This is a genomic window from Moraxella sp. CTOTU49803, assembly GCF_032097965.1.
In the GTDB taxonomy this organism is placed as follows: domain Bacteria; phylum Pseudomonadota; class Gammaproteobacteria; order Pseudomonadales; family Moraxellaceae; genus Faucicola; species Faucicola tetraodonis.
In genome coordinates this window covers 765,586-787,525 of record NZ_DAMCJP010000001.1, presented here as the reverse complement: position 1 = coordinate 787,525, position 21,940 = coordinate 765,586, and the positions used below count along the sequence as shown (strand labels likewise).

The following is a 21,940-nucleotide window of genomic DNA, read 5'->3' as shown; positions in this document are numbered from 1 at the left end:
TTTATGTTAAGTTTGAAATCAAAAACCTAGTCGCTTGACTGGGTTTTTTTATGCCAACTCTTCCATTAAATATACTCAACTAAATTTACAGAACGGATGCTGAATAACCATAAATATTTGGCTAAACTTAAATTAATGGCGTAATAATGGATACAAACAATGATAAACAATCGAATAATTAAAGGTAGCTTTAAAACGAGCGCATTGCTCATGCTTGCCCTGACGGGTTGCCAAACGGTGAATACTAAAAACAGCGGTGGGTCAATGGCATCTTCTCGATGCGCCTATCATCAATTATCGTCATGATGAAACTGCACAGCGGGTTTTGCGCTTGACTCGCTATCGCACACCGCCCACCGATACCAAAGGCTATGGCAACCTTTATCAGCTTGAGAGTGTGATTGAAACCAAGACTCTGGTAAAATAACCAACTCATCAAAAAAAGCGATGGCTAACACGAGTCATCGCTTTTTTATTGGCAAATTATTTGTGGCGAATCGCCCACGACTGGTGAATAGGGCGTTTACTATCAAAATCAAAGCCGATGGTTTGGTTGGTCATTTCTTCAACGTGGTAACGGTTGCTGATTTCGTCGTCTAGCACAAATTTGGTAAAGTTATTGGAAAAATATAACACGCCATCAGAGGATAAGCGATTCATGGCACGGTTGATGAGTGGTACGTGGTCGCGCTGCACATCAAAAGTACCTTGGAATTTCTTGGAATTAGAAAAAGTCGGCGGATCGATAAAAATCACATCGTACTGCTCAGTATTGCTTTTAATCCATTCAAAAATATCTTGGGCAATAAACTGGTAGCTTGGCAAATCTGGCAAGCCGTTTAGGGCAAAATTTTTGCGTCCCCAATCCAGATAGTTTTGTGATAAATCGACCGATGTCACCGCTTTTGCACCGCCCAAAGCCGCATGCACACTGGCAGTACAAGTATAAGCAAACAGATTAAGCACCGTTTTACCGCGTGAGTTTTCTGCAATAATTTTTCGGATGCTGCGATGGTCAAGGAATAACCCTGTATCCAAATAATCGCTAAAGTTCACCAAAAAATACGCCCGTTGGTTGTTGGTGGTTGGCTCGCTGACCACATGGAATTTACCCGAATTGGCTTTCTTCTCATACTGCTCATTGCCTGATTGGCGGGCGCGGGTTTTGATAAACACTTGCTCACGGTTCACTTGCAAGGCTTCACGCACGCCATGCAGCGCTAGATTAAAGCGTTTTTTGGCGGTCTCTAACGGGATTGATTTGGGGGCGGCATATTCTTGCACATGCACAAATTCACCATACACATCCACCGCCACTTTAAAATCAGGTAAGTCGGCATCATACACCCGCAGATTGGTCACGGCTTGTTTGTGAGCAAGCTTGCGCAGATTGGCAAGATTTTTTTGTAGTCGATTGACAAAATCTTGACCTTCTTCTACAGCGATTTCACGCTTTTCAAAACGCGTAATCAACGGTGTGTCTTTACTCTTTAACAGCTCACCATAACGAAAATAAACGGTGATAGCGCCATTATGACAGCGTAGGGTTTTTGGCTCGGCAAGGGGTAGTACGTCAGCTTGTTCAATTTTGGCAGCGAGGACACCCAAAGTCACTTTGGCAGGGCTATTTGCAAACAGGGCTTGTAATTTTTTACCCAAGCCTTGATACAAGGGTTTAATCAATTCTTCTTCACCCAAGCGCTCACCATACGGTGGGTTAGTGATAAACAGGGGATTGACCCAGCCATTGACTTGTTTTTCTAGTGCCAAATTAAGGGTCGCTAGTGAGCGCTGCTGCAAGGTAATACGGTTGATGATAGGCGTCAAACCTGCGGCGATTAAATTTTTGTGCGTGGCTCGAACCGCGCCTGAGTCCATATCAAAAGCAAATACCGCGGGCATCTCGCCATTTGCCATGGCATTTAGGCGATGATGAAAACGGGTTTGCGCGTCTTGCACCATACGCTCCCAAAGGTCAGTATCATGATGTTGCCATGCGTAAAACCCAAATTGGCTATCGGCCTTATCGAGTCCTACGGCATAATCTGCGCTCATCAGCAAGGCTTCAATAATCAGCGTGCCTGAGCCGCACATTGGGTCGACGATACTGTCAAATTGGGTGGTGTGAAAATTCACGCTATAGAGCAGGGCAGCCGCCAAGTTTTCTTTGAGTGGCGCTTCAGTCATCGCAGCACGATAACCACGGCGGTGCAAACTGGTACCTGATAAGTCTAGATACAATTCAGCTTGTTTGTCACCCACAGTAGCGACAATGCCAAAATCGGGGTTTTTATCGACATTGGGGCGACGCCCGAACTGCTCGTTAAATTGGTCGGCAATCGCATCTTTGACACGCAGCATGGTGAATTGCTGGTTGGCTTGTACGCGCTTATCTAGGGTCAAACGAATCGCAAAGGTTTGTTCCAAATCAAATAACTGGGTCCATTTGACAGTTTTGGCAAAGGTATAGAGCTGATCTGCAATATCGTACTCGGGATTGATGTTCTTTTTGCCCAGTGGTAGCAATACCCGCGATGCCACACGAGACCATAGACAAACTTGATAAATCTGCGCCAACGTCAATGTCGCCATCAGCCGACCCGTGCGCTCAATTTGTGTACCTATACCAAAGCTTGCCAGCTCAGTTTGCAAGGGAATCTCTAGCCCATCCGCACAAGTGATTACAATGTGAAAAGTTTGCCCGACGGGCGTTGTATTGCTGTCTGTCATAAATACTGCCAAAAAAAGTCAAAGTTGATTAATGGCGTATTTTAGCATGATTAGCAAAGGACATATGACAGAATGTCTGAAATTATGGGCAAGTTTTTACCGATGGGCTACTTCGCTTGGCATTAAAAGCTGCATATGAGGGTAAGGTGTGGCAATGCCGGCATCATCGAGTGCTACTTTGATTTGTTCGCGTAGATTTTCTTTGATAAATGGCATTCGAGACACGTGTGGCGGATTGACCCAAAACCGCACGATAAAAAATACCCCAAAATCGCCAATTTTATCCACTGTCGCTGTGGGCGCAGGACGCTCTAATACCTCTTTGGTGTTGGCTAAAATATCAAGAATGATAGCGCGAGCGCTTTCAATATCCGCTTCCAACGCGATACGCACTTCAATATCAAAACGAATCAGATTTTTGGCAGTCAAATTAATGACTTCCGCTGAAGCAACGGTTGAATTGGGGAAAATCACGGTGATATTGTCACGGGTCAAAATTTGGGTAGTGCGCAAGGCGATTTGCACCACTTTACCTTCTTTTTCATTGATGCTGACCCAATCACCGACTTGAAATGACTGCTCAATCAAAATGGTGATACCGGCAATAAAATTGGCAAGTGTGGCTTGTGCCGCAAAACCCACTGCGATACCTGCAATTCCAAGACCTGCGACCACAGACACAATATCAAAACCAAACTGTGACATCACCGAGGCAATCCACAATACGATGATGAGCATGGACAACAAATTGTGCAGTAATTGTTCAATCGACGCATTTAGCCCATAATTTTTGAGCATTTTTTGCATCAAATAACCGAGGTTGTACCACGCCATATAAAAAATCACTGACCAAATACCGGCTTTGGCAGTGGCTTTGACTGTTTCAGGTTCAAAATTAAGCTGACTCATCACCGCAAGCAAACTTGAAAACAACCACATCAACCGTGCGATGAGCCTTAACGATTGGCTGTATTTACTGTCTTTGGCGATAAAACGGGCAGAATTGATGAGCAATAAACTTAACCGATAGACCACGCCCAAAATTGCCAAGAGCACCATAATTTTGATGCCTGTACTGGCAAGTTTGGAGAGATACAGCGGCCAATTAACCGCTTCATCTTCGAGCGAACCACCGACTGCTTTATAGACGTCATAATACAAGTCGTGATAGATATTTTTAAAAAATTGGTTCACGGACATACAATGAGTGATCTCGAGTCAAAAAATCAAAATAAAAATAATGTAAGGCGTTTGGGTTAATTTAGGTTGTTTTGGGTTAAAGGGTAGGCAATATCGCAAGTAATTTATCAATATGTCCCTTGGCGCGGACATTGCGCATCTCATGAACCAGCTTGCCTGCTTTATCGAAAATTAAGGTTGAACGTACCACGCCAAGGCTGACTTTGCCGTACAATTTTTTTTCGGCAATGATGCCAAAATATTGGCAAAGCTGTTCATCGGTATCACTCACCAACGCAAAATTAATCTGTTGGTTGGCGATAAATTTTTCATGGCTTTTGACACTATCTCTTGATACGCCAATGACTTGGTAGCCAAGCTGCTGCAGTTGGGTCAAATGCTGGCTAAAATCTTGCGCTTGCACACTACAGCCTGAGGTGTTGTCTTTTGGATAAAAATACAGAATCAAGCCTTTGTCTGCTTGCTTGGCATACGCTGGCAGGTGGATTTGACGCCGGATAAATTGCGGCTGATTTGTAGAATGACAGCTGGTATCCGCTTCCACAGTGGTGACCAAAAAATTGGGTAGTTGAGTCATGGGCATTTCCCAAGCAAAAATTGAACTAACAATATCAGAAAGCCAGATTGAGTACAAATTTCTTCATGCGACAAAACAAAAAAAGACCAGTAAACAACTGGTCTGGTGGTGCGGCGCTATCGATTATGGTATTGATTGTAACCGCTTAGGGGCGGGCTTTATTAAATTTAACGCCGTTACCACACGCTTTCATACGAGCACTGATGGTTTGAAAAGTTTTGTTTTGGCGAACATCTTTGCCACTTTTTACCCAAGTATCAAGCTCATTTTTTTGCGCTTGGGTGATTTTTGATTGTTCATCTACCACACAAGTACATACTTTTTTTGCAGAAGCGGCATCAGTGATGTGTTTTTCGGTCATTTGGGTGGCGCAAGCATTGACATATTGTGGATTGGCGGCATGTGCGGCAAACGGCAAAACCATGCTAGCAAATAGGGTCACGATGGCTGAATGTTTCATAGTTTATCCTCATAAGAGACAGCAGTATAGAACAGCAGGTGTTCAATCGTACAATGGCTAGCTTTACCGTTGACGCAATAAAGCTGGCAGGATTTGATGATGATAGATTACTGATAAATAGTCGGGTCATCTATTTCAGCTTGTAAAAAACCTTGCTGACGTAGATAACAGCTATCGCAGTGCCCGCAGGCGCGCCCTTCGCTATCTGCGCGGTAGCATGACACGGTTAATGCATAATCCACCCCCAGCGATACCCCAAGCTTAATGATTTCTGCTTTACTTAAATGCAACAATGGCGTTGCAATGTGGAGATGATTGCCCATCACACCGGCTTTGGTAGCGAGATTTGCCATGTTTTCAAAGGCTTCAATATATTCAGGACGGCAGTCAGGATAGCCTGAATAATCGACTGCATTGACGCCAATCACAATGGCATTGGACTGTGTCACCTCTGCCAATGCCAGCGCATACGACAAAAAGATGGTATTACGCGCAGGTACATAGGTGATTGGAATGCTGTCATTATGCTGATTATCGCTAAAATCTGTTTGTTTGGCATCGGGTACCACCAGCGAAGCATCGGTCAACGCTGAGCCACCTAACTGTGCCAAATCAATATCGATAATACGATGATTGACTTGGGCAGTCGCGGCAATTTTTTTGGCGGCATTAAGTTCGCTATTGTGGCGCTGACCGTAGTTAAAGCTTACCGCTGTGACGTTGGCATAATTGGCTTTTGCCCAGTAAAGGCAAGTCACGGAATCTAGCCCGCCCGAGAGTAAGACGACGGCATTTTGTGGTGTGGTTGATGTACTCATAAAAATTTACTAACGACAAAAGATGTATTTTATCAGAACTGAAGCAATTGTTGATGGGAAAATATGGGGATAAAAGTAGTCAACGCAATATTAGCCAAAAAACATTTCAAAAAACTGCTATCACTACCCGTAAATATTTGCGTATTCCACTAAAAAAACTTATAAAATAACCAAGAAGTTTTAAACTACGTTATCCAACACTTTAGCCCAAACCATACCATTGTCGTCATTGCACCATTTTTCATTTTTTCTTTTTTTTAAGGTCACTCATGATAGTTCATACCCATTTCGTTACTAACACTGCCATCTTATCAGCCGTGAGTGTTGGCTTGCTGTATTTGACAGGTTGTAGTGTTGCGCCTTCAGCCACCAAGCCCGATAGCAATACTGTTACTAACCCTACTACTATTCCTGCCACCCAAGCGAATACAGATACCCAAACACTCACCACGCGTCCGCTAGACAAGGCGCTACAAAAATGCGCCAGCGAGTTTTTGGAGAAAACCCAGCCGACAATGACCGCCAAGCTTTCGCAACAAACCTACCCACTGTGCTTTAATGGCTTTGCGGTGATGTATTCGGGGGTCACCAAAACCCCGATTTGGGTCGCTGAGCATTTGACGCGACAACGAATAACGGCTGCCAAAAGCTTGGTCAGAGAGGATAACTTTCATGAAGAAACTCGCCTGCCAACCGAGGTGCGTAGCTTATTGAACGATTATACCCGTACCGGATTTGACAGAGGGCATTTAGCGCCCAATGCGGATATGGCAAACCCGGACTCACAATTTGATAGTTTTAGTTTAGCCAATATTGCCCCACAAACGCCTGACAACAACCGTAAAACTTGGGTAAAGATTGAAACACAAACTCGCAACTTGACCAACCAATACGGCTCAGCTTATGTAGTGACAGGGGTGGCATTCTTAACACCGGAAGTCAAACGGCTAAAAAATCGCGTGTTGGTGCCATCGCATTTTTTTAAAGCGGTATATTTGGCATCACAACATCAAGCGATAGCATTTTTTAGCCCGAATGATGATAGCGGAACCGTTGAAAAAATTAGCCTAAGCACACTTAAAAAACGCACCGGGGTCAATGCGTTTCCCAGTTTGCCGAGCAATGTAGCGACTATTGCACCATAACTTCACCATAACCAAAATCAGTAACAGCAAATCAGTAACTAAACAGGGGAAAAAGATGAGTGCTTTTAAACCATTTCAAAATGATAGCCAAAGCGTTGGCTTGGGCGAATTTACCCTTGAGAATCAAGGAGAGCAAGTCAATCTCTATGGCAGTGCGACCTTTACGTTGGATAAACAAAGTTTAGCCACGGCAAAACAATTACAAGATGTATTGAGCCAAATCGTTGCGTATTTAGAAGCCCATCAAGTGCAAACGGTGGAAAAATCTGCCACGCAACAGCAGCAAGCGTCGCACGTGGACGAAGTAAATAATCCTTTCTTGTAAGTAAAAAAAGCATAAATCAAACAATTTGCGCTTTTTATGGGTCAACTATCCATTGGTAAACTAGGCATTAAAACTGATAGTTAAAGCCAATTTTAGTTTTGCTATCGACACGGTTATCAACCAGTGGACTGTCTTTTTGCTCATCGCTCAAATATTCTAAATGCTGACTGATAAACGCACTCCAGCGTGGCGAAATGGCGTAACTGGCGCTGACATTGACATAGGGAGTAATGCTACTATCAGCGTTATAAGCTTTTATTCCGGTGCGTAGCGATTCTTGCTCAGAAACACCAAAGTAGTAGTTGTTGTACTTGTCATTGTACCACTGCAGTCCTAACTCAGGATAAATGGTGATTCTATCATCCATTGCTTTAAATCTGCTTAAATGCGCCACTTTTGCGCTGGTACCATCACTGCGACCTAACGCATCAGTTTCCACTTGCGCTTTAAAGCCACCATACGGGGTGATGCGCATATAGCTGGTGCCCACCATAGCAGACCATTTACGCTCATCGAGTCCTTTTAACGCCGCTGTGCTCGCATCGTCTGGATCAAATGAACGGCTATCGTAGCTTGCGGTCAATCGCCATTCGTTCTGTGCATCTTTGTAAGGATAATAACCCGCTTCACTGCCTTCAATGTAGAATCGATTATTGTCATAAAATGCCTGTGGCATGATAGTAACATCATTGTCCTTATCGTACGCATAATGGTTGATTGACGCGTTTAAACCCAGTTTAAAGCGGGCATTGGTATCCACTGGCATAGAGGCAGCGTGGGCAAATGTTGTGCCCAACATACTGGCAAGTACCAGACAAGGCGCGAAAAATTGTTTCATAAAAACATCCTGTGAGAGTGGGCCATACAAAAAAGTGCTGACAGGCGTAAAGCGTAAAAAATGACAACCGATTTGCCTGTGAACCATACAGCAAGGTGATAAATTTATTATGGCATAAAAAGGTCAGTGCAAATAGTTGAATTTAAAGGTGCGATAGATGAAATCCAAGCCAGCATAAATCCTTGAGCTACCTTGAGAACACCATTAAAATGTTATAATATAACATGTTTTATAGTCTCAATACTTGATTTGGCGACCCCGTATGATAAACGCATTGATTAACGAATATGCTTTTTTTAGCCGACCTTTTTTGCTACTAATGCCACTAAAAATCCCCACAATTGCAGGGGTGACATTGACGATGAGCCTAGTGGGGGGATTAACAGGCTGCCAAAAGCAAACTGACAATCCATCCACTTCAACGCAATCAGCCTCAAATCAATCCCCATCAAATAGCTCAGCTACAACAGTATCATCAAACACCGTTATTGATAGCCAATTACCCACCGTTTATGCCACCACCAATGTGTGGGGTTCGGTGGCTAAAGCGGTCGGAGGGGATAAAGTTAATGTGATTGTGGGGGTTGATGATTTATCACAAGATCCGCATGATTATCAAGCCACAGCGACCGACAAGCTTAATGTCACTAAATCTGCTGTCATGCTGGTCAACGGTGGCGGATATGATGATTGGGGTATGAGCTTGGCTGAGTCGGTGAGCCACAAACCTGTGGTGATTAATGCCGTAGCACTTTCAGGACTGTCGCCTAACACCGACAATGCGGCAGATGAGCCTGCCAGTGAACCACACCAACACGATACCCAACACGAAATAAAGATCGCTGATCCGCAACCATCAGATCATCCTCACATGTCCAGTGAAGTGCCCAGTGAGGTGCATAGCGAAGTACATAGTCACTCGCACGGTGACTTCAATGAGCACGTGTTTTTCTCCCTTGATACAGCAAAAAAAGTGGCTGAAGCGGTTAACAAGCAATTGGCTGCAACATCACCTGCCAATCAAGCAATTTATGCAAAAAATACCCAGCAATTCATCCAGCAAATTGATGCGCTTAAAGTCAAAGCCAAACAAATCGGACAGCAAAAAGCCATCACTGCCTTTGCTACTGAGCCTGTCATCGGGTATTTGCTAGCCGACATGGGCATCAAGGATGTGACGCCAAAAGCCTATGCTGTGCAATCAGAGACGGATGCAGGGGTGTCGGTCAAAGTGCTCAATGACAGCAAAAGCCTGCTGAGCAATAAACAAGTGGGTTTGTTGGTTGTCAATGCCCAGACCGAAGATGCCACCTCAAAGCAACTAATCACATTGGCTAAGGCATCAACAGTACCGGTTGTGGCGGTCTATGAAACTCTGCCCGATGGCGTGACAAGCTATACGCAATTTATTGAAAAAACCCTGGATGATTTTGCGGCAGCGACGCGCTAATCTGAAGTAGCCTAAAAATTTTAGATTACCAATTAACGCATTTGAGGAAAAATTTGCGTTAATTGGTATAGTATTGGCTGGTTATCCCTTATAATGCTTAATTTTTAGCCCAGATTTTTTGCAATGTGATATTGCCAATCAACCATCCTTGCCTTTAGGATCTTGTCGTTAGCATCTTGCCGTTAGGATGAAGAAGTAGCCACCATGCCCATGTCAACCACCAAAATAGCCAATAGCGAGCGGCAGTTTGCGCAGGCTATTCATTGCCAATCGTTTGTCAAACTGCCCCAATCACAGCAAGTCGTTTTGCAAGTCAAAGATGGCAGTATGCACTTTGGACAACGTCTGCTCTGGCAGGATGTCAATTTTTCGATTTTATCGGGTGAATTTGTGGCACTGCTCGGCGCCAATGGTACAGGCAAGACCACATTGCTGCGAAGTTTACTCAAACTTGTGCCACTTTCAAGTGGTTCAATCACGCTTGGCAGAGATATTCGAGTGGGCTATGTGCCACAGCTCAAAGACTTTGCGCCAAAACTACCGATTCGGGGTAGGGACTTGGTGCAGCTAGGGCTAGATGGGGAAAATTATCTGTTTGGTCTATTTAGCCCGAAAAAAACCTTGGGCGGTTTTTGGCAGACGGCAAAACAAAAAAAATACTTGGTGGATAAAGCCATTGCGGAAGTCGGCGGTGAGTCATTTTGTGATGCACCGCTTACCATGCTCTCGGGTGGTGAGCAGCAGCGCATGCGTATCGCCCAAGCCTTGGTCGCTGAGCCTGATGTTTTGTTGATGGATGAGCCGCTGCTGAGTCTTGATGTGGCAAGCCAGTATGTGGTTAGTGATATTTTAGCCCATCGCAAACAAGCACATCATACCGCGATTTTGATGATTAGCCATGAACTCGAACCGATTATACCTTTGGTAGATAAAGTGCTGCGCCTTGAAAATGCGACTGCCAACCTCGGTGGTGTCGACTTAATCAATCGATTTCGCTAATTTATTTGCTTTAATCAAAAACAAGCCATCACATTCGATGGTTTTTTAACTTTTGGAATTTACATGCTGCTCACGACTTGGCTACATACCATCATCAATTTTGATAACTTTGCTGAGCTGTTGCCCTTGGTATCAACGTCCGTCGTGGCCGCGGTATTGTTGGGTGTGATGGCAGGATTCATTGGACCGATGGTACAGGCACGCGATATGGCGTTTGCCGTGCATGGGACAGCAGAGCTGTCGTTTGCAGGGGCGGCGTGTGCCTTATGGTTAGGGTCTTCAGTCACCCTAGGCGCCGTCATTGGAGCGGTGACGGCTGGCATGGTGCTGGGGGTCATGGGGATTGATGGCAAAAACCGCAACTCAGTGGTGGGTATTTTGTTGCCATTCGGGCTTGGGCTGGGGGTGTTGTTTTTATCCTTGTATCAAGGTCGCTCCTCCAATAAATTTGGCTTATTAACCGGGCAAATTGTTGCAATCACGCCCGCTGAATTGCAGTCGATGTTAGTGGTTGCAGTGATTGTGCTATCAATCATTGCCATATTTGGTCAGCGCATGTTATTTGCCGCAGTTGACCCGCAAGTTGCCCAAGCACAGCATTTGAATTTAACATTTTTATCTTTGCTGTTTATGTTTGCGCTAAGTCTTGTGGTAGCGGTGAGTGTGCAGTTTGTCGGTGCATTGCTGCTATTATCGTTACTCATCACGCCTGCGGCAGCGGCGAGTCAAGTGACGGCTAGACCTATCTATGTCTATTTGTTGTCTATGCTGTTTGCCATCACCGCTGGGGTCGGCGGGATATTACTATCGTTAGGACCTGGACTGCCGATTTCACCTTATATTACCACTATTTCATTTGTGATTTATTTAAGCTGCTGGGGGATTGGGTACTTACGAAAAAAAGCGGGGTGGAACAAACGCTTAGCTGCGAACTTTTCTTAATCAATAGGGTATAAAAAAAGCGCAAATGGTATCAATTTGCGCTGTTTATATCTTGATGTGTATTAAACTTTAAACTTCAGCCAGGCTAGTAGGGGCATCGATGGTTTGAATGACGCCACCACCTAGACAAATATCACCATCATAAAATACACAAGACTGACCGGGTGTCACCGCACGCTGTGGCTCGTCAAACACCACTTTTATGGTATCACCCGTTTCATCAAGGGCAAAAACTGTACAGGCTTGATCGGGCTGACGATAGCGCGTTTTGGCGGTACAGCGATAACCTTGGGCGGTAAAGAGTTGGGTGGGTGCATCAACCACCCAGTCAAGTTTATAGGCAGTCAATTCGGTGGATTGTAACATCGGATGGTCATGCCCTTGACCGACAATCAGGCGATTATTATCCAAGTCTTTGTGCAACACAAACCAAGGCGCCTCATCTCTATCTTTGACCCCACCAATACCAATACCGCCACGTTGACCAAGTGTGTAATACATTAAGCCATCATGGGTGCCGATTTTTTTGCCATCATCGGTATAGATATCACCTTTTTGAGCGGGCAAATACTGCTGTAAAAAGTCTTTAAAGCGTCGCTCGCCGATAAAGCAAATGCCGGTAGAATCTTTTTTCTTCGCTGTCGCTAAATCATACTGCTCGGCAATTCGGCGTACTTCAGGTTTTTCTAACTCACCCACAGGGAACAAGGTTTTGGCGATTTTATCACCTGCCACCGCGTGCAGAAAATAGCTTTGGTCTTTATTGTTATCAAGTCCGCGCAGTAGTGGCGCTTTGCCAGTTTCATCACTAAAACCGCGGCGTGCATAGTGACCGGTGGCAATATAATCCGCCCCCAAAGTTAGCGCATAATCCAAAAAGGCTTTAAACTTGACTTCTTTGTTGCATAAAATATCAGGATTTGGGGTGCGACCGGCGCTATATTCCGCCAAAAAATGCTCAAATACGCGATCCCAATATTCCATGGCAAAGTTGGCGGTATGCAGTTTAATACCGATTTTATCCGCCACCGCTTGCGCATCAGCAAGGTCAGTCATGGCGGTACAATATTCGGTACCGTCATCTTCTTCCCAGTTTTTCATAAACAAGCCTTCAACATCAAAGCCCGCTTGTTTGAGCAAAACGGCGGTGACAGAAGAATCAACGCCTCCTGACATCCCCACAATGACGCGGGTTTTGGCAGGGCTCGCAATATCAGATAAATTAACAGCAGTTGAATATGTCATAATTTTTAAAAGTGCCAAAAGGGTTATTATAGCAAATTTATTGCTTGTTAAAAATCAATAAACCTGCCACAATACCGTTATCGGATGAGCCGATATCGAAAAAACCCAACTTATTCTCGTAAGTTGGGTTTTTTAATGCGCAAATTATATTAATTGATTTTTTCAAATTCACTGATTGGCTTTAATAGATAAAGCGACATTGTAAATTCACAAACATTCTTTATATAACCTTTACTTATCAAAAATTTGGGGCTGGTATGCGTTGGATATTTCTGACCGTCATTGTATTGTTGTTTGAATTGTTTACTTATGGCGCGGGGCGGGGGCTGCAGTGGTGGGCAGGGTCTTGGTTATCCGATCGGTCTTCTCGCTATTTGATGATTAGTCTATTTGTGATGAGTAATGCGTTATTGGTATTTGGCATCGCACGATTGACGAGCTTTGGGCTTAAGCTGTCTATGACTTGGCTGACTATTTTGTGGTTTGTCATCATGTCAATGGTGGCGGTGGGCATTATCAATCTGGTGTTGATGAAAGTTGCCCCGCAATTTTTTAATTCCGTGAGTTATCAAACTTACGGGGAACGCATTTTGTTGCCGGTCGTGTTTTTTGGCATGGTGTTGATGGGTATTTATAATGCTTATACACCCACCATTCGTCATATCAGCTTGACTGCCAACCAGCCGCTTGCCAAACCGATTCGTATTGGGATGGTTTCAGACTTGCATTTGGGTCTAATGGTCGGTGAGCGGCAAATTAACCGATTAACCGAGATGGTGAAAGCACAGAACGTGCAACTGCTGTTGATGCCTGGCGATATTATGGATGATAATGTTGATTACTATACCTCGCAAAATATGCAGCCTGCGCTGCAGCAACTAGCAAATGCAGTGCCAATGGGCGCGTATGCCACGCTAGGCAATCATGATATGTATGGGCATGAAGGCGAGATTCGCGATGCGATCCAAAAAGCCAATATCACCTTATTGGCAGATGACAAAGTGTTGGTTGATAACCAGCTTTGGTTGGTAGGACGACTGGATAATCATGCCAGTTATCGTAAAGCGACCAAGGATTTAATGCCGTCAAGTACCGATAAGCCGATAATTTTACTTGACCATGAGCCCAATGAGATTGAACAAAACGTACAATTACCGATTGATTTGCAAGTGTCTGGACATACCCATAATGGGCAAATATTTCCTGCCAATTTCATTGTCAAATTCTTAAATCGTTTGGGTTACGGCTATGAGCGTATCAACAATACCGATGTGATTGTAAGCTCGGGGTATGGTTTTTGGGGTGTGCCGTTTCGGTTGGGCTCGCAAGCGGAGCTTTGGGTGATTGATTTAGTCGGTAAAAAATCCTAAAGAGGACTTTAGCGCTTAAAACTGGCTGCTAATGAGCGTATTGAGGTTATTGCAGATTATGATGATGAGAGATTACTGTATAGACACTGTCTGCATCATCAGTTGTATATTGCTACGAATATCCTCGAGTGACATTTGGTGGTCTTGCTGCAGGCAGTAACTTAAATTGTTTAATATAATGCCTGCATACGTATGGCCTTGAAAATCCAAGTCACCTGGGCGTCCATGACGCTTGGCATGCTCAATATAATTTTGTTTGATTAACGCATACATGTCATCATATAAATGAATATTGGGGGTTTTGATTTGCCAAAAAGCCAGTATGCGTTGTTTTTGCGTGTGGATAAACGCCCAAAACTGTTCCAAACACACCAGTAAATTCTCTTGACTAGCGACACTAAAGCGTTCGGTTAAAAACTTCTCATACACTTGGCGAAAATTACTTACCATTTTCTCTGCCAGCGCCTCTTTACTGGCGTAATGACGATAAAAGGTTGAGCGATTAATCGCTGCAGTATCTAAAATATCTTGGACCGTGATGGCGCGGTAAGGTTTCTGCTGCAGTAATGCGAGAAAAGCTTGCTCGATATGTTGTTCAGTCTTAATGACCCGTAAATCATTTTCGTTCATCGCTTTTTGGTATCCTTACGCTCTTTATCCTACGCTTTATGTCTTAGCCTTTAAATTTTAGCAATCGCACGAATTGCGCAAAATTTTTACAATAAACAACATTATCTATCTAACTGTATTCTTATGCAACATTTATGTTTTATTTGATGCTTGATGGCTGTTTAGGATAGTTTTATATTGCCACCCATTAAGCATATCAAATTACATAATCGAGCTATTTTCTAGGATAAATCCGTCTGTCAACCGTCGGATTTTTTAGATTTTGCCACTCAAGTTTAGCGATAAGGATAAAAAAATGGCTGAAACCATGCCGACTGGGGTTGATGATAGCCCCGAACCAGCACCGACACTAGAACCTACGCATAACACAACCCAACTTCCTGCCAAATCCAAACGTAAAAAAAACCTATGGTTATTCACCTTGATTGTTTTAGCCATTGCTGCGGTGACGTTATGGTTATACGTTACCCAATGGCGCTATCAAGTCAGTACTGAAGACGCCTATGTGAGCGGCAACCAAGTACAAATCAACGCGCAAATATCGGGGACGGTGACAGCAATTGGGGTCAATGACACGGATATGGTCAAAGCTGGGCAAACCTTGGTGGCGTTAGACCAGGCGGATAATGGCTTAGCCCTTGAAACCGCCAAGGCACAATTGCGCACAGCAATCAGACAGTACAAAACCCAAACCGCAACCATCCAACAAGCTGATGTCAATATCTCGCAAGCGCAAACTGCGATGAATGAAGTGCAATCGCAAATTGAATCTGCCAAAATTGCGCTACTTGCGGCACAATCTGACTATCAACGCCGCGCCGCTTTGATGGCAAGTCAAGCGGTATCGCAAGAAGAAGTCCAGCATGCTGCCGACACTGTCAAAAAAGCCCAAGCCCAGCTCGATGCGGCAGTTGCCAAGCAAGCCACCGCTCGCTCTGCCGTTGTGACTGCCCAAGCGCAGCGCAATGTGACAGTGGCCAATTTGGGTAAAAATGATGTGCTATCACAACCTGCGGTGCAAACCGCGATAGCAAATATCCAAACCGCTTGGCTCAATCTCAACCGTACCCAAATCGTGGCGCCCATCGATGGGCAAATTGCCAAACGCGGTGTGCAATTAGGTCAAAAAATCAGCGCAGGCACGCCTTTGATGGTGATTGTGCCGTTACATGATTTGTGGGTCGATGCCAATTTTAAAGAAAGCCAAATTAAAGACATTCACCTAGGTCAAGCGGTGAATTTAACATCTGATATCTATGGTAAAGAAGTTATTTATCATGGCAAAGTTATTGGCTTGTCAGCAGGGACGGGCAGTGCGTTCTCGGTTTTGCCTGCCCAAAACGCCACCGGTAACTGGATTAAAGTCACCCAGCGTCTACCTGTACGAATTGCACTCGATAGCAAAGAATTACAACAGCATCCGCTACGCGTGGGGCTAAGTATGCATGCCGAGCTGGATAGCCGAGACCAACAAGGCAAACCGCAGGTGGCTACCGCGACCGCTAGCAACAAACCTGTTGCCCAGCTGCAGCCGCAAGTCGATATGTCAGGCGCGACCAAAATTATCCAACAAATTATCCAGCAAAACCAATCGTGAGGTGAAAAATGGCGGAAGCAATTTCACCCAATATCGATACAGAGCAGCCAGCGACTGATAGTCCAGCCCGTAGTCAGCTAAATCAACCCCCGCCTTTATCAGGGATGCCGCTTGCGATTGTGACTTTTGCCCTATCGATGGCGGTGTTTATGATGGTGCTTGATTCGACCATTGCCAATGTGGCATTACCGACCATCGCAGGGGATTTGGGTGCGGCGACCTCACAAGGTACATGGGTGATTACCATGTTTGCCGTTTCCAACGCGATATCTATTCCCCTCACAGGGTGGTTGGCTCGTCAGTATGGCTCGGTCAAAGTGTTTTTGGTGTCGGCAAGTTTATTTGTGTTTTGTTCATGGCTATGTGGGGTGTCACATAGTTTGACGATGCTGATTATTGCCAGGGTGGCGCAAGGCGCAGTAGCAGGCCCGATGATTCCACTGGCACAAAGCCTATTATTACAGTCTTTTGCGCTTGAAAAACGGGCGATGGCGCTTGGATTATTTGCTATGGTGGTCGTCACTGCGCCGATATTAGGTCCGATTTTGGGCGGTTATATCTGCGATAATTATCACTGGGGCTGGATATTTTTTATCAATATTCCGATTGGTATTGTCGCCATTATTTTGGCATGGCAACAACTTAAAAACCGCGAAACACCTGTCATCAAGACCGATATTGATAAAGTAGGCCTTGTTTTGATGATTGTCGGGGTGGGTGCACTGCAGTTTTTCTTGGATCGTGGGCGTGAGCTCGACTGGTTTGCTTCCCCTGAAATCATTGCTTTAGCCGTCATTAGCGTTTTATGTTTGAGTTATTTGATAATTTGGGAGCGCGGTGAGGAACATCCGATTATTGATTTGTCGATTTTTCAAGACCGCAATTTTACCATTGGCACATTGGTGATTAGCTTGGCATTTTTGCTATATATGGGCGCCATTGTGCTATTGCCCCTCATGCTGCAGCAAACGATGGGTTATACCGCGGTTTGGGCAGGATTGGCAGCGGCACCGATTGGTATTTTCCCAGTATTGTTGACGCCCTTGATTGGTAAATACGCGCGAAACATCGATATGCGCATCTTGGTGACCTTAAGTTTTTTAATTTATTGTGCGACCTTCGTATGGCGTAGTGATTTTAATCCGCAGATGACGTTTTGGGATGTGTTTTGGCCGCAGTTTATCCAAGGACTGGGTACTGCCATGTTTTTTATGCCCTTAACCACCATTGCACTCTCCAACATTTCGCATCATAAAATGGCGGCAGCGACAGGGATTTTTACCTTTGTGAGAACCTTGGCGGGCGGGATTGGCGCTTCAATGGTGATGACTGTGTGGGAAAGACGCAGCAATTATGCGCATACTTATTTGACCGAAAGTATCACCCAAAATTCTAATTTTGATGCGTGGTCAAAAAGCCTGCAAGCGTCTGGCATGAGTTATGACCAAACGTTGGCACTCATCAACCAAAATATTAACCAACAGGCGCTGATTATTGGCTCGAATGAGGTCTTTTATCTGTTTGGCTTGGTGTTCTTATTATTGATTGGTATGATTTGGCTTGCCAAACCGCCATTTCACCATTAAAAATAAGGGGTTAGGTTACTTATCTAAAATTGACGCTGATAAAATGTTACTATCGTCAAGTACATAGATAACTTTGGTTACAAAATATAATTTAACCGCAATTTTATAATTCGACTTATAATAATCCATCTTATCAAATTGCGTCGTTAATTTATGAGTAAAGCACATGCTAAAACCTCGGTTCCTGCACTGACATTAGGGGCAATCGGGGTCGTTTATGGCGATATCGGTACCAGTGTACTGTATTCAGTAAAAGAAGTTTTTAATTCTGGTCATGTCGCCTTTAATGTTGCCAATATCTATGGGGTGCTGTCATTATTTGTATGGACTATCACCATCATCGTCAGTCTCAAGTACATCTCGTTGGTGCTACGCGCCGACAATAAAGGGGAAGGTGGTCTGATTGCAATGCTCGCTTTGGCATCAAGCGCGGTGAAACATCGCCCAAAATTGCACGCAATCATCATGACCATGGGGATATTTGGTACTTGCTTGTTTTATGGCGATGGGGTGATTACCCCATCCATCTCAGTGCTGTCGGCAGTAGAAGGTTTGACGGTGGTATCGCCACGGCTGCATAGTGTGGTAATTCCTGCCACGCTGACCATTTTGTTCCTGTTATTTTTTGTGCAAAAATTTGGTACCAAAGGTATCGGCAAGCTGTTTGGACCTGTGATGGTGCTATGGTTTTTGTTGATTGCTGGCATTGGGGTTTATCATATTCAGCACAATGTCGAAATATTACAAGCCATCAATCCCATCTATGCTTATCAGTTTGTGATGACCAATCCGACACTCGCCTTTATCATATTGGGGGCAGTTGTGTTGTGTGTGACAGGCGGTGAAGCCTTGTATGCCGATATGGGGCATTTTGGCAAAAAACCGATTCGTATCGCGTGGTTTTCCATTGTCATGCCCGCCTTGCTGCTCAATTATTTTGGTCAAGGCGCATTTTTACTCGCCAATCCCGATGGCAAATCCAATCCCTTCTTTTTGATGATTCCAGATGCCATGCGTATTCCCATGGTGGTGATGGCAACTCTAGCGACGGTGATTGCGTCACAAGCGCTGATTTCTGGGGCGTTTAGTATCACCAAACAAGCGGTGCAACTTGGCTTTTTACCGCGTATGCGTATTGTGTATACCAATGTCAAAGAAGTGGGTCAGATTTATATTCCAGCGATTAACTGGGGCTTATTTATCGCAATTGCGTTTGCTGTGGTGATGTTCAAATCATCGGGTGCGTTAGCGGCCGCTTATGGTATTGCGGTTTGTACGGATATGCTGATTACCACGATATTGACCTTCTTTGTGATTCGCTATGCGTGGAAATATCCTTTGCTACTGTGTATTGCCGCGACCTCATTATTCTTTGTGGTGGATTTCTTGTTTTGGGCGTCGAATCTGCTGAAGCTCCTCAAAGGCGGCTGGTTCCCGTTGTTGTTAGGGGGCGTCATGTTTGTGCTCATGATGACTTGGCGAGATGGGCGTAACTTGGTGAGAATTGCCCATACCACAAGACAAATTAACTTAAAAAATTTCTTGGATGACTTGTTTGGTAGTTTTACCAATAAACGCTTACAAATAGCCCTGGAGTCGACGCAAGGCAAATTAGAAAAGCTGACCCAAGATATTGAAAACGCGCCACTTGAGAATATCCAAGAGCTGCAAAATCAGCAAGCGTTACTGCAAGAGAAAATCTTAATCAATCAGCGTTGCCAAGTGCTCTTTGAAAATATCAAAAAAATCAAAGGCATTGCCGTATTTATGGTCTCTGAAGTCGATATCGTGCCCGTGGCGTTGAAACAAAACTTAAAGCACAATAAATGCTTGCATGAGTACAATATCTTTGTCACCGTTAATACCTTAGAAACCCCTTGGGTGGGTCTTAGTAAACGTAGTGAAGTGACCTATTTGGGACACAATTGCTGGAAGGTGGTACTCAATTTTGGCTTTAAAAATGACCCTGATGTGCCAGATTCGCTCAAACACATTCAGCAATTTAACTTTGATTTCGATCCTGCCAAGGTCAGTTATTTCTTATCCCATGAGGCAGTGGTGGCATCTGAGAGCATCAAAGGTATGGCATTATGGCGTGAAAAATTGTTTGCCCATATGCACCGTAATGCCGGCACCGCGGCTGAGTTTCTAAAACTTCCTAGTAACAATGTGGTAGAAATGGGCGCCAAAGTAGAAATTTAAATGCCCAACATAAAAAAGCCATTATCCTTCGATAGTGGCTTTTTTATTGTGCTTTTATGCTTGATTGAAACTTAGTCTGTTTCAAATGCTTGATTAAGCGAGGCTTCAACGGCATCAATCCGCGCTTGGCATACTTTATAGGCGTCAATGGACTGCGCTACAATGGTCATCAGCGCGTCGATATTGGGCTCTTGGCTATTTTGCAAGCGCTGTGCATTTGTTTTTAACACCTCATAGGCGCTTTTAAAATCAGTTGGCTCGGTCATGGTTGTTCCTGTTGATAGATAGGTCAGTTTTTAGGGTGTTTGACATTGACAGTGGCTTGTAGATAGCCATCATGTAGCTCAATGGTTATGGTTGAATTGGGTTCAGCTTGGGCAATCGAAGTCATCACCGTATTTGATGCTGAATCTTTTGAGGCAGGATGGGAGGTTCTGATAATCGCATAGCCACGGGTTAATACGGTTGACGGGTGCTGTAACAATGTCATCTCACGCAGTCGATCGGTCGATTGACGAGCCGTGGTGATTTGCTGATAGGCAAGTTGGCGAATCTGTACAAATTGGTTGTCCATGGCAAGTTTAGCGGCAGATAATTGTCGCTGCGCTGCCGATTGTATCTTAGTAAGTTGTTGTTCGCTATCACGGCGTGCCTGCAAGATGCTGGATTTAGCAATTTGCTCGATGGTCAAAAAATGTTGTTTGGCGCTCTGGGTAATAGTGAGTAAATGATTGCGAATGCCTGCGATAACCTTGGATGGGGTATCAAAACTTTGATGTGCTACTTCATCTAGCATGACGCGGTCGCGCTCATGACCAATGCCGACCCAGACCGGTATCGGCTGCTCCGCTACCAGCGCGGCAAGTTCGTAATCATTGAGATACGCCAAATCGCCCACCGCGCCACCACCTCGGATAATCACTATTAAATCTGCGGTAATATGCTGCTTGCTCAGATTTTTCATGCCTTTAATGAGGGCTTGGCGGATATCTTCAGGGGCGTGATTGCCTTGAAAGGTGGCGTGCTCATAATGAAAAATACAGGCCCCTGTGCTGGCAAGTCTATCGGCATCCGCGCGAAAATCGCCCAACCCTGCGGCTTTTTCAGGCGCGATGACGAGCACATGCTCAATATCAAACGGCATCGGGAGCGATTGATTGAGATCGAGCAGCCCTTCTTCATGCAGTCTGGTTAAAATCATTTGGTATTGCTTTGCCAAATCGCCCAGTGTGTAAGTGGGGTCGATATCGACGATGTTTAGCGAAAAGCCATATTGGGCATGGAACGTGGCTGAGACTTTGAGCAATACATTCAAGCCTCGCTCAAGGCTCATGCCAGTGTTTTTTTCAAACTTTGACAGTACTTTGGCTGCTTGACCGCGCCATAGCGTGCCGCGGCAGCTGGCGGTGACTTTGCCCTCCATATCTTTATCCGCCAATTCAAAATAATAGTGACCGCCTTTGGCTGACAGACTACGGATTTCAGCTTTCACCCAAACGGTATGGGCAAACGTTTCACTAATCACCAACTGCACAGCGGATAGATAATCACTTAGTGACAATATAGTATCGCTTAATGCCTGTTGCAGTTGGCTATCGCGGTCTTGAATGGCTAATTGTTCGCTAAAGTCATCATCGTTTAAGTTATCAACGCTTAAGTTATCAATACTGCCACGCTTTGTAGTTGCTTTATTATCAGGCTCACTATCGTCAAGCAGCGCCAAAAATACGTCATCAGCCTGATTTAATGGGATGGTTTGCAAATCCAGTCGTGCGAGCTGCGCTTCAATTGATTTGATAACGGTTTTGGAAGCTTTTGCCATGGCG

Annotated in this window: 20 protein-coding genes; 10 read left to right on the top strand and 10 right to left on the bottom strand. The window is 44.6% G+C overall.

The window, feature by feature from the left end; translation table 11 throughout:
* Positions 1-256 precede the first annotated feature (256 nt).
* A complete protein-coding gene (locus RT422_RS03455) occupies positions 257-427 on the top strand; it encodes a hypothetical protein (protein ID WP_313421290.1) in 171 nt (56 codons plus the stop codon).
* Between the two features lie 56 nt (positions 428-483).
* Here RT422_RS03455 and rlmKL read toward each other — a convergent pair whose 3' ends face one another.
* The 5 genes from rlmKL to queC form a co-directional block, all read right to left on the bottom strand.
* Complete coding sequence (gene rlmKL, locus RT422_RS03450; protein ID WP_313421289.1) at positions 484-2,730, bottom strand: bifunctional 23S rRNA (guanine(2069)-N(7))-methyltransferase RlmK/23S rRNA (guanine(2445)-N(2))-methyltransferase RlmL; 2,247 nt, start codon at positions 2,728-2,730, stop codon at positions 484-486.
* Between the two features lie 96 nt (positions 2,731-2,826).
* Positions 2,827-3,930 (bottom strand): mechanosensitive ion channel family protein, encoded by a 1,104-nt coding sequence (locus RT422_RS03445; RefSeq protein WP_313421288.1) that lies wholly within the window; start codon positions 3,928-3,930, stop codon positions 2,827-2,829.
* Between the two features lie 76 nt (positions 3,931-4,006).
* Positions 4,007-4,507 (bottom strand): peroxiredoxin, encoded by a 501-nt coding sequence (locus RT422_RS03440; protein ID WP_313421287.1) that lies wholly within the window; start codon positions 4,505-4,507, stop codon positions 4,007-4,009.
* 145 nt (positions 4,508-4,652) lie between these two features.
* On the bottom strand, positions 4,653-4,967 hold the full coding sequence (locus tag RT422_RS03435; protein ID WP_065252727.1) for a hypothetical protein: 315 nt from the start codon (positions 4,965-4,967) through the stop codon (positions 4,653-4,655).
* A 107-nt stretch (positions 4,968-5,074) separates the two neighbouring features.
* Positions 5,075-5,785: a 7-cyano-7-deazaguanine synthase QueC gene (queC, locus tag RT422_RS03430; RefSeq protein ID WP_313421286.1), complete on the bottom strand. Its 711-nt coding sequence runs from the start codon at positions 5,783-5,785 to the stop codon at positions 5,075-5,077.
* Between the two features lie 269 nt (positions 5,786-6,054).
* Between queC and RT422_RS03425 the strand changes: the two genes are divergently transcribed.
* Both RT422_RS03425 and RT422_RS03420 read left to right on the top strand, forming a co-directional pair.
* Positions 6,055-6,930, top strand: a complete 876-nt coding sequence (locus tag RT422_RS03425) for a DNA/RNA non-specific endonuclease (RefSeq protein WP_313421284.1) — start codon at positions 6,055-6,057, stop codon at positions 6,928-6,930.
* Positions 6,931-6,985: 55 nt separating this feature from the next.
* Positions 6,986-7,255, top strand: a complete 270-nt coding sequence (locus RT422_RS03420; protein WP_284034091.1) for a hypothetical protein — start codon at positions 6,986-6,988, stop codon at positions 7,253-7,255.
* Positions 7,256-7,322: 67 nt separating this feature from the next.
* Here the strand turns inward: RT422_RS03420 and RT422_RS03415 are convergent, their stop codons facing one another.
* Complete coding sequence (locus RT422_RS03415; RefSeq protein WP_284034090.1) at positions 7,323-8,093, bottom strand: MipA/OmpV family protein; 771 nt, start codon at positions 8,091-8,093, stop codon at positions 7,323-7,325.
* 262 nt (positions 8,094-8,355) lie between these two features.
* Here RT422_RS03415 and RT422_RS03410 point away from each other — a divergent pair, with 262 nt between their 5' ends.
* From RT422_RS03410 to RT422_RS03400, 3 genes are all read left to right on the top strand, one after another.
* A complete protein-coding gene (locus RT422_RS03410) occupies positions 8,356-9,543 on the top strand; it encodes a metal ABC transporter solute-binding protein, Zn/Mn family (RefSeq protein WP_313421282.1) in 1,188 nt (395 codons plus the stop codon).
* A gap of 204 nt (positions 9,544-9,747) precedes the next feature.
* Positions 9,748-10,542 carry a metal ABC transporter ATP-binding protein gene (locus tag RT422_RS03405; protein ID WP_284034088.1) on the top strand — a complete coding sequence of 265 codons (795 nt, stop codon included), beginning with the start codon at positions 9,748-9,750 and terminating at the stop codon, positions 10,540-10,542.
* Positions 10,543-10,605: 63 nt separating this feature from the next.
* A complete protein-coding gene (locus RT422_RS03400) occupies positions 10,606-11,484 on the top strand; it encodes a metal ABC transporter permease (RefSeq protein WP_313421280.1) in 879 nt (292 codons plus the stop codon).
* 69 nt (positions 11,485-11,553) lie between these two features.
* On the opposite strand, the gene mnmA is transcribed toward RT422_RS03400, so the two are convergent.
* Positions 11,554-12,729 carry a tRNA 2-thiouridine(34) synthase MnmA gene (mnmA, locus tag RT422_RS03395; protein ID WP_313421279.1) on the bottom strand — a complete coding sequence of 392 codons (1,176 nt, stop codon included), beginning with the start codon at positions 12,727-12,729 and terminating at the stop codon, positions 11,554-11,556.
* A 257-nt stretch (positions 12,730-12,986) separates the two neighbouring features.
* Here mnmA and RT422_RS03390 point away from each other — a divergent pair, with 257 nt between their 5' ends.
* The gene (locus RT422_RS03390) at positions 12,987-14,099 is read left to right on the top strand and encodes a metallophosphoesterase (RefSeq protein WP_099808095.1); all 1,113 of its coding nucleotides are present in this window, start codon (positions 12,987-12,989) and stop codon (positions 14,097-14,099) included.
* A gap of 72 nt (positions 14,100-14,171) precedes the next feature.
* Here RT422_RS03390 and RT422_RS03385 read toward each other — a convergent pair whose 3' ends face one another.
* On the bottom strand, positions 14,172-14,729 hold the full coding sequence (locus RT422_RS03385) for a TetR/AcrR family transcriptional regulator (RefSeq protein WP_313421278.1): 558 nt from the start codon (positions 14,727-14,729) through the stop codon (positions 14,172-14,174).
* 295 nt (positions 14,730-15,024) lie between these two features.
* Here RT422_RS03385 and RT422_RS03380 point away from each other — a divergent pair, with 295 nt between their 5' ends.
* From RT422_RS03380 to RT422_RS03370, 3 genes are all read left to right on the top strand, one after another.
* Positions 15,025-16,326, top strand: a complete 1,302-nt coding sequence (locus RT422_RS03380; RefSeq protein WP_313421277.1) for an HlyD family efflux transporter periplasmic adaptor subunit — start codon at positions 15,025-15,027, stop codon at positions 16,324-16,326.
* Between the two features lie 8 nt (positions 16,327-16,334).
* A complete protein-coding gene (locus RT422_RS03375) occupies positions 16,335-17,912 on the top strand; it encodes a DHA2 family efflux MFS transporter permease subunit (protein ID WP_313421276.1) in 1,578 nt (525 codons plus the stop codon).
* Positions 17,913-18,065: 153 nt separating this feature from the next.
* Positions 18,066-20,114 carry a potassium transporter Kup gene (locus tag RT422_RS03370; RefSeq protein WP_313421275.1) on the top strand — a complete coding sequence of 683 codons (2,049 nt, stop codon included), beginning with the start codon at positions 18,066-18,068 and terminating at the stop codon, positions 20,112-20,114.
* 71 nt (positions 20,115-20,185) lie between these two features.
* On the opposite strand, the gene xseB is transcribed toward RT422_RS03370, so the two are convergent.
* The gene (gene xseB, locus RT422_RS03365; RefSeq protein ID WP_007115343.1) at positions 20,186-20,380 is read right to left on the bottom strand and encodes an exodeoxyribonuclease VII small subunit; all 195 of its coding nucleotides are present in this window, start codon (positions 20,378-20,380) and stop codon (positions 20,186-20,188) included.
* A 23-nt stretch (positions 20,381-20,403) separates the two neighbouring features.
* Positions 20,404-21,936, bottom strand: a complete 1,533-nt coding sequence (gene xseA, locus RT422_RS03360; RefSeq protein WP_313421274.1) for an exodeoxyribonuclease VII large subunit — start codon at positions 21,934-21,936, stop codon at positions 20,404-20,406.
* Between the last annotated feature and the right edge of the window lie 4 nt (positions 21,937-21,940).

Coding starts and splice junctions, on each gene's coding strand:
- rlmKL (WP_313421289.1), bottom strand. CDS start 2,730: ATGACAGACAGCAATACAACGCCCGTCGGGCAAACTTTTCACATTGTA.
- xseB (WP_007115343.1), bottom strand. CDS start 20,380: ATGACCGAGCCAACTGATTTTAAAAGCGCCTATGAGGTGTTAAAAACA.
- RT422_RS03420 (WP_284034091.1), top strand. CDS start 6,986: ATGAGTGCTTTTAAACCATTTCAAAATGATAGCCAAAGCGTTGGCTTG.
- RT422_RS03400 (WP_313421280.1), top strand. CDS start 10,606: ATGCTGCTCACGACTTGGCTACATACCATCATCAATTTTGATAACTTT.
- RT422_RS03445 (WP_313421288.1), bottom strand. CDS start 3,930: ATGTCCGTGAACCAATTTTTTAAAAATATCTATCACGACTTGTATTAT.
- mnmA (WP_313421279.1), bottom strand. CDS start 12,729: ATGACATATTCAACTGCTGTTAATTTATCTGATATTGCGAGCCCTGCC.
- RT422_RS03380 (WP_313421277.1), top strand. CDS start 15,025: ATGGCTGAAACCATGCCGACTGGGGTTGATGATAGCCCCGAACCAGCA.
- RT422_RS03405 (WP_284034088.1), top strand. CDS start 9,748: ATGCCCATGTCAACCACCAAAATAGCCAATAGCGAGCGGCAGTTTGCG.
- RT422_RS03435 (WP_065252727.1), bottom strand. CDS start 4,967: ATGAAACATTCAGCCATCGTGACCCTATTTGCTAGCATGGTTTTGCCG.
- RT422_RS03375 (WP_313421276.1), top strand. CDS start 16,335: ATGGCGGAAGCAATTTCACCCAATATCGATACAGAGCAGCCAGCGACT.
- RT422_RS03425 (WP_313421284.1), top strand. CDS start 6,055: ATGATAGTTCATACCCATTTCGTTACTAACACTGCCATCTTATCAGCC.
- RT422_RS03440 (WP_313421287.1), bottom strand. CDS start 4,507: ATGACTCAACTACCCAATTTTTTGGTCACCACTGTGGAAGCGGATACC.
- RT422_RS03385 (WP_313421278.1), bottom strand. CDS start 14,729: ATGAACGAAAATGATTTACGGGTCATTAAGACTGAACAACATATCGAG.
- RT422_RS03370 (WP_313421275.1), top strand. CDS start 18,066: ATGAGTAAAGCACATGCTAAAACCTCGGTTCCTGCACTGACATTAGGG.
- queC (WP_313421286.1), bottom strand. CDS start 5,785: ATGAGTACATCAACCACACCACAAAATGCCGTCGTCTTACTCTCGGGC.
- xseA (WP_313421274.1), bottom strand. CDS start 21,936: ATGGCAAAAGCTTCCAAAACCGTTATCAAATCAATTGAAGCGCAGCTC.
- RT422_RS03415 (WP_284034090.1), bottom strand. CDS start 8,093: ATGAAACAATTTTTCGCGCCTTGTCTGGTACTTGCCAGTATGTTGGGC.
- RT422_RS03390 (WP_099808095.1), top strand. CDS start 12,987: ATGCGTTGGATATTTCTGACCGTCATTGTATTGTTGTTTGAATTGTTT.
- RT422_RS03410 (WP_313421282.1), top strand. CDS start 8,356: ATGATAAACGCATTGATTAACGAATATGCTTTTTTTAGCCGACCTTTT.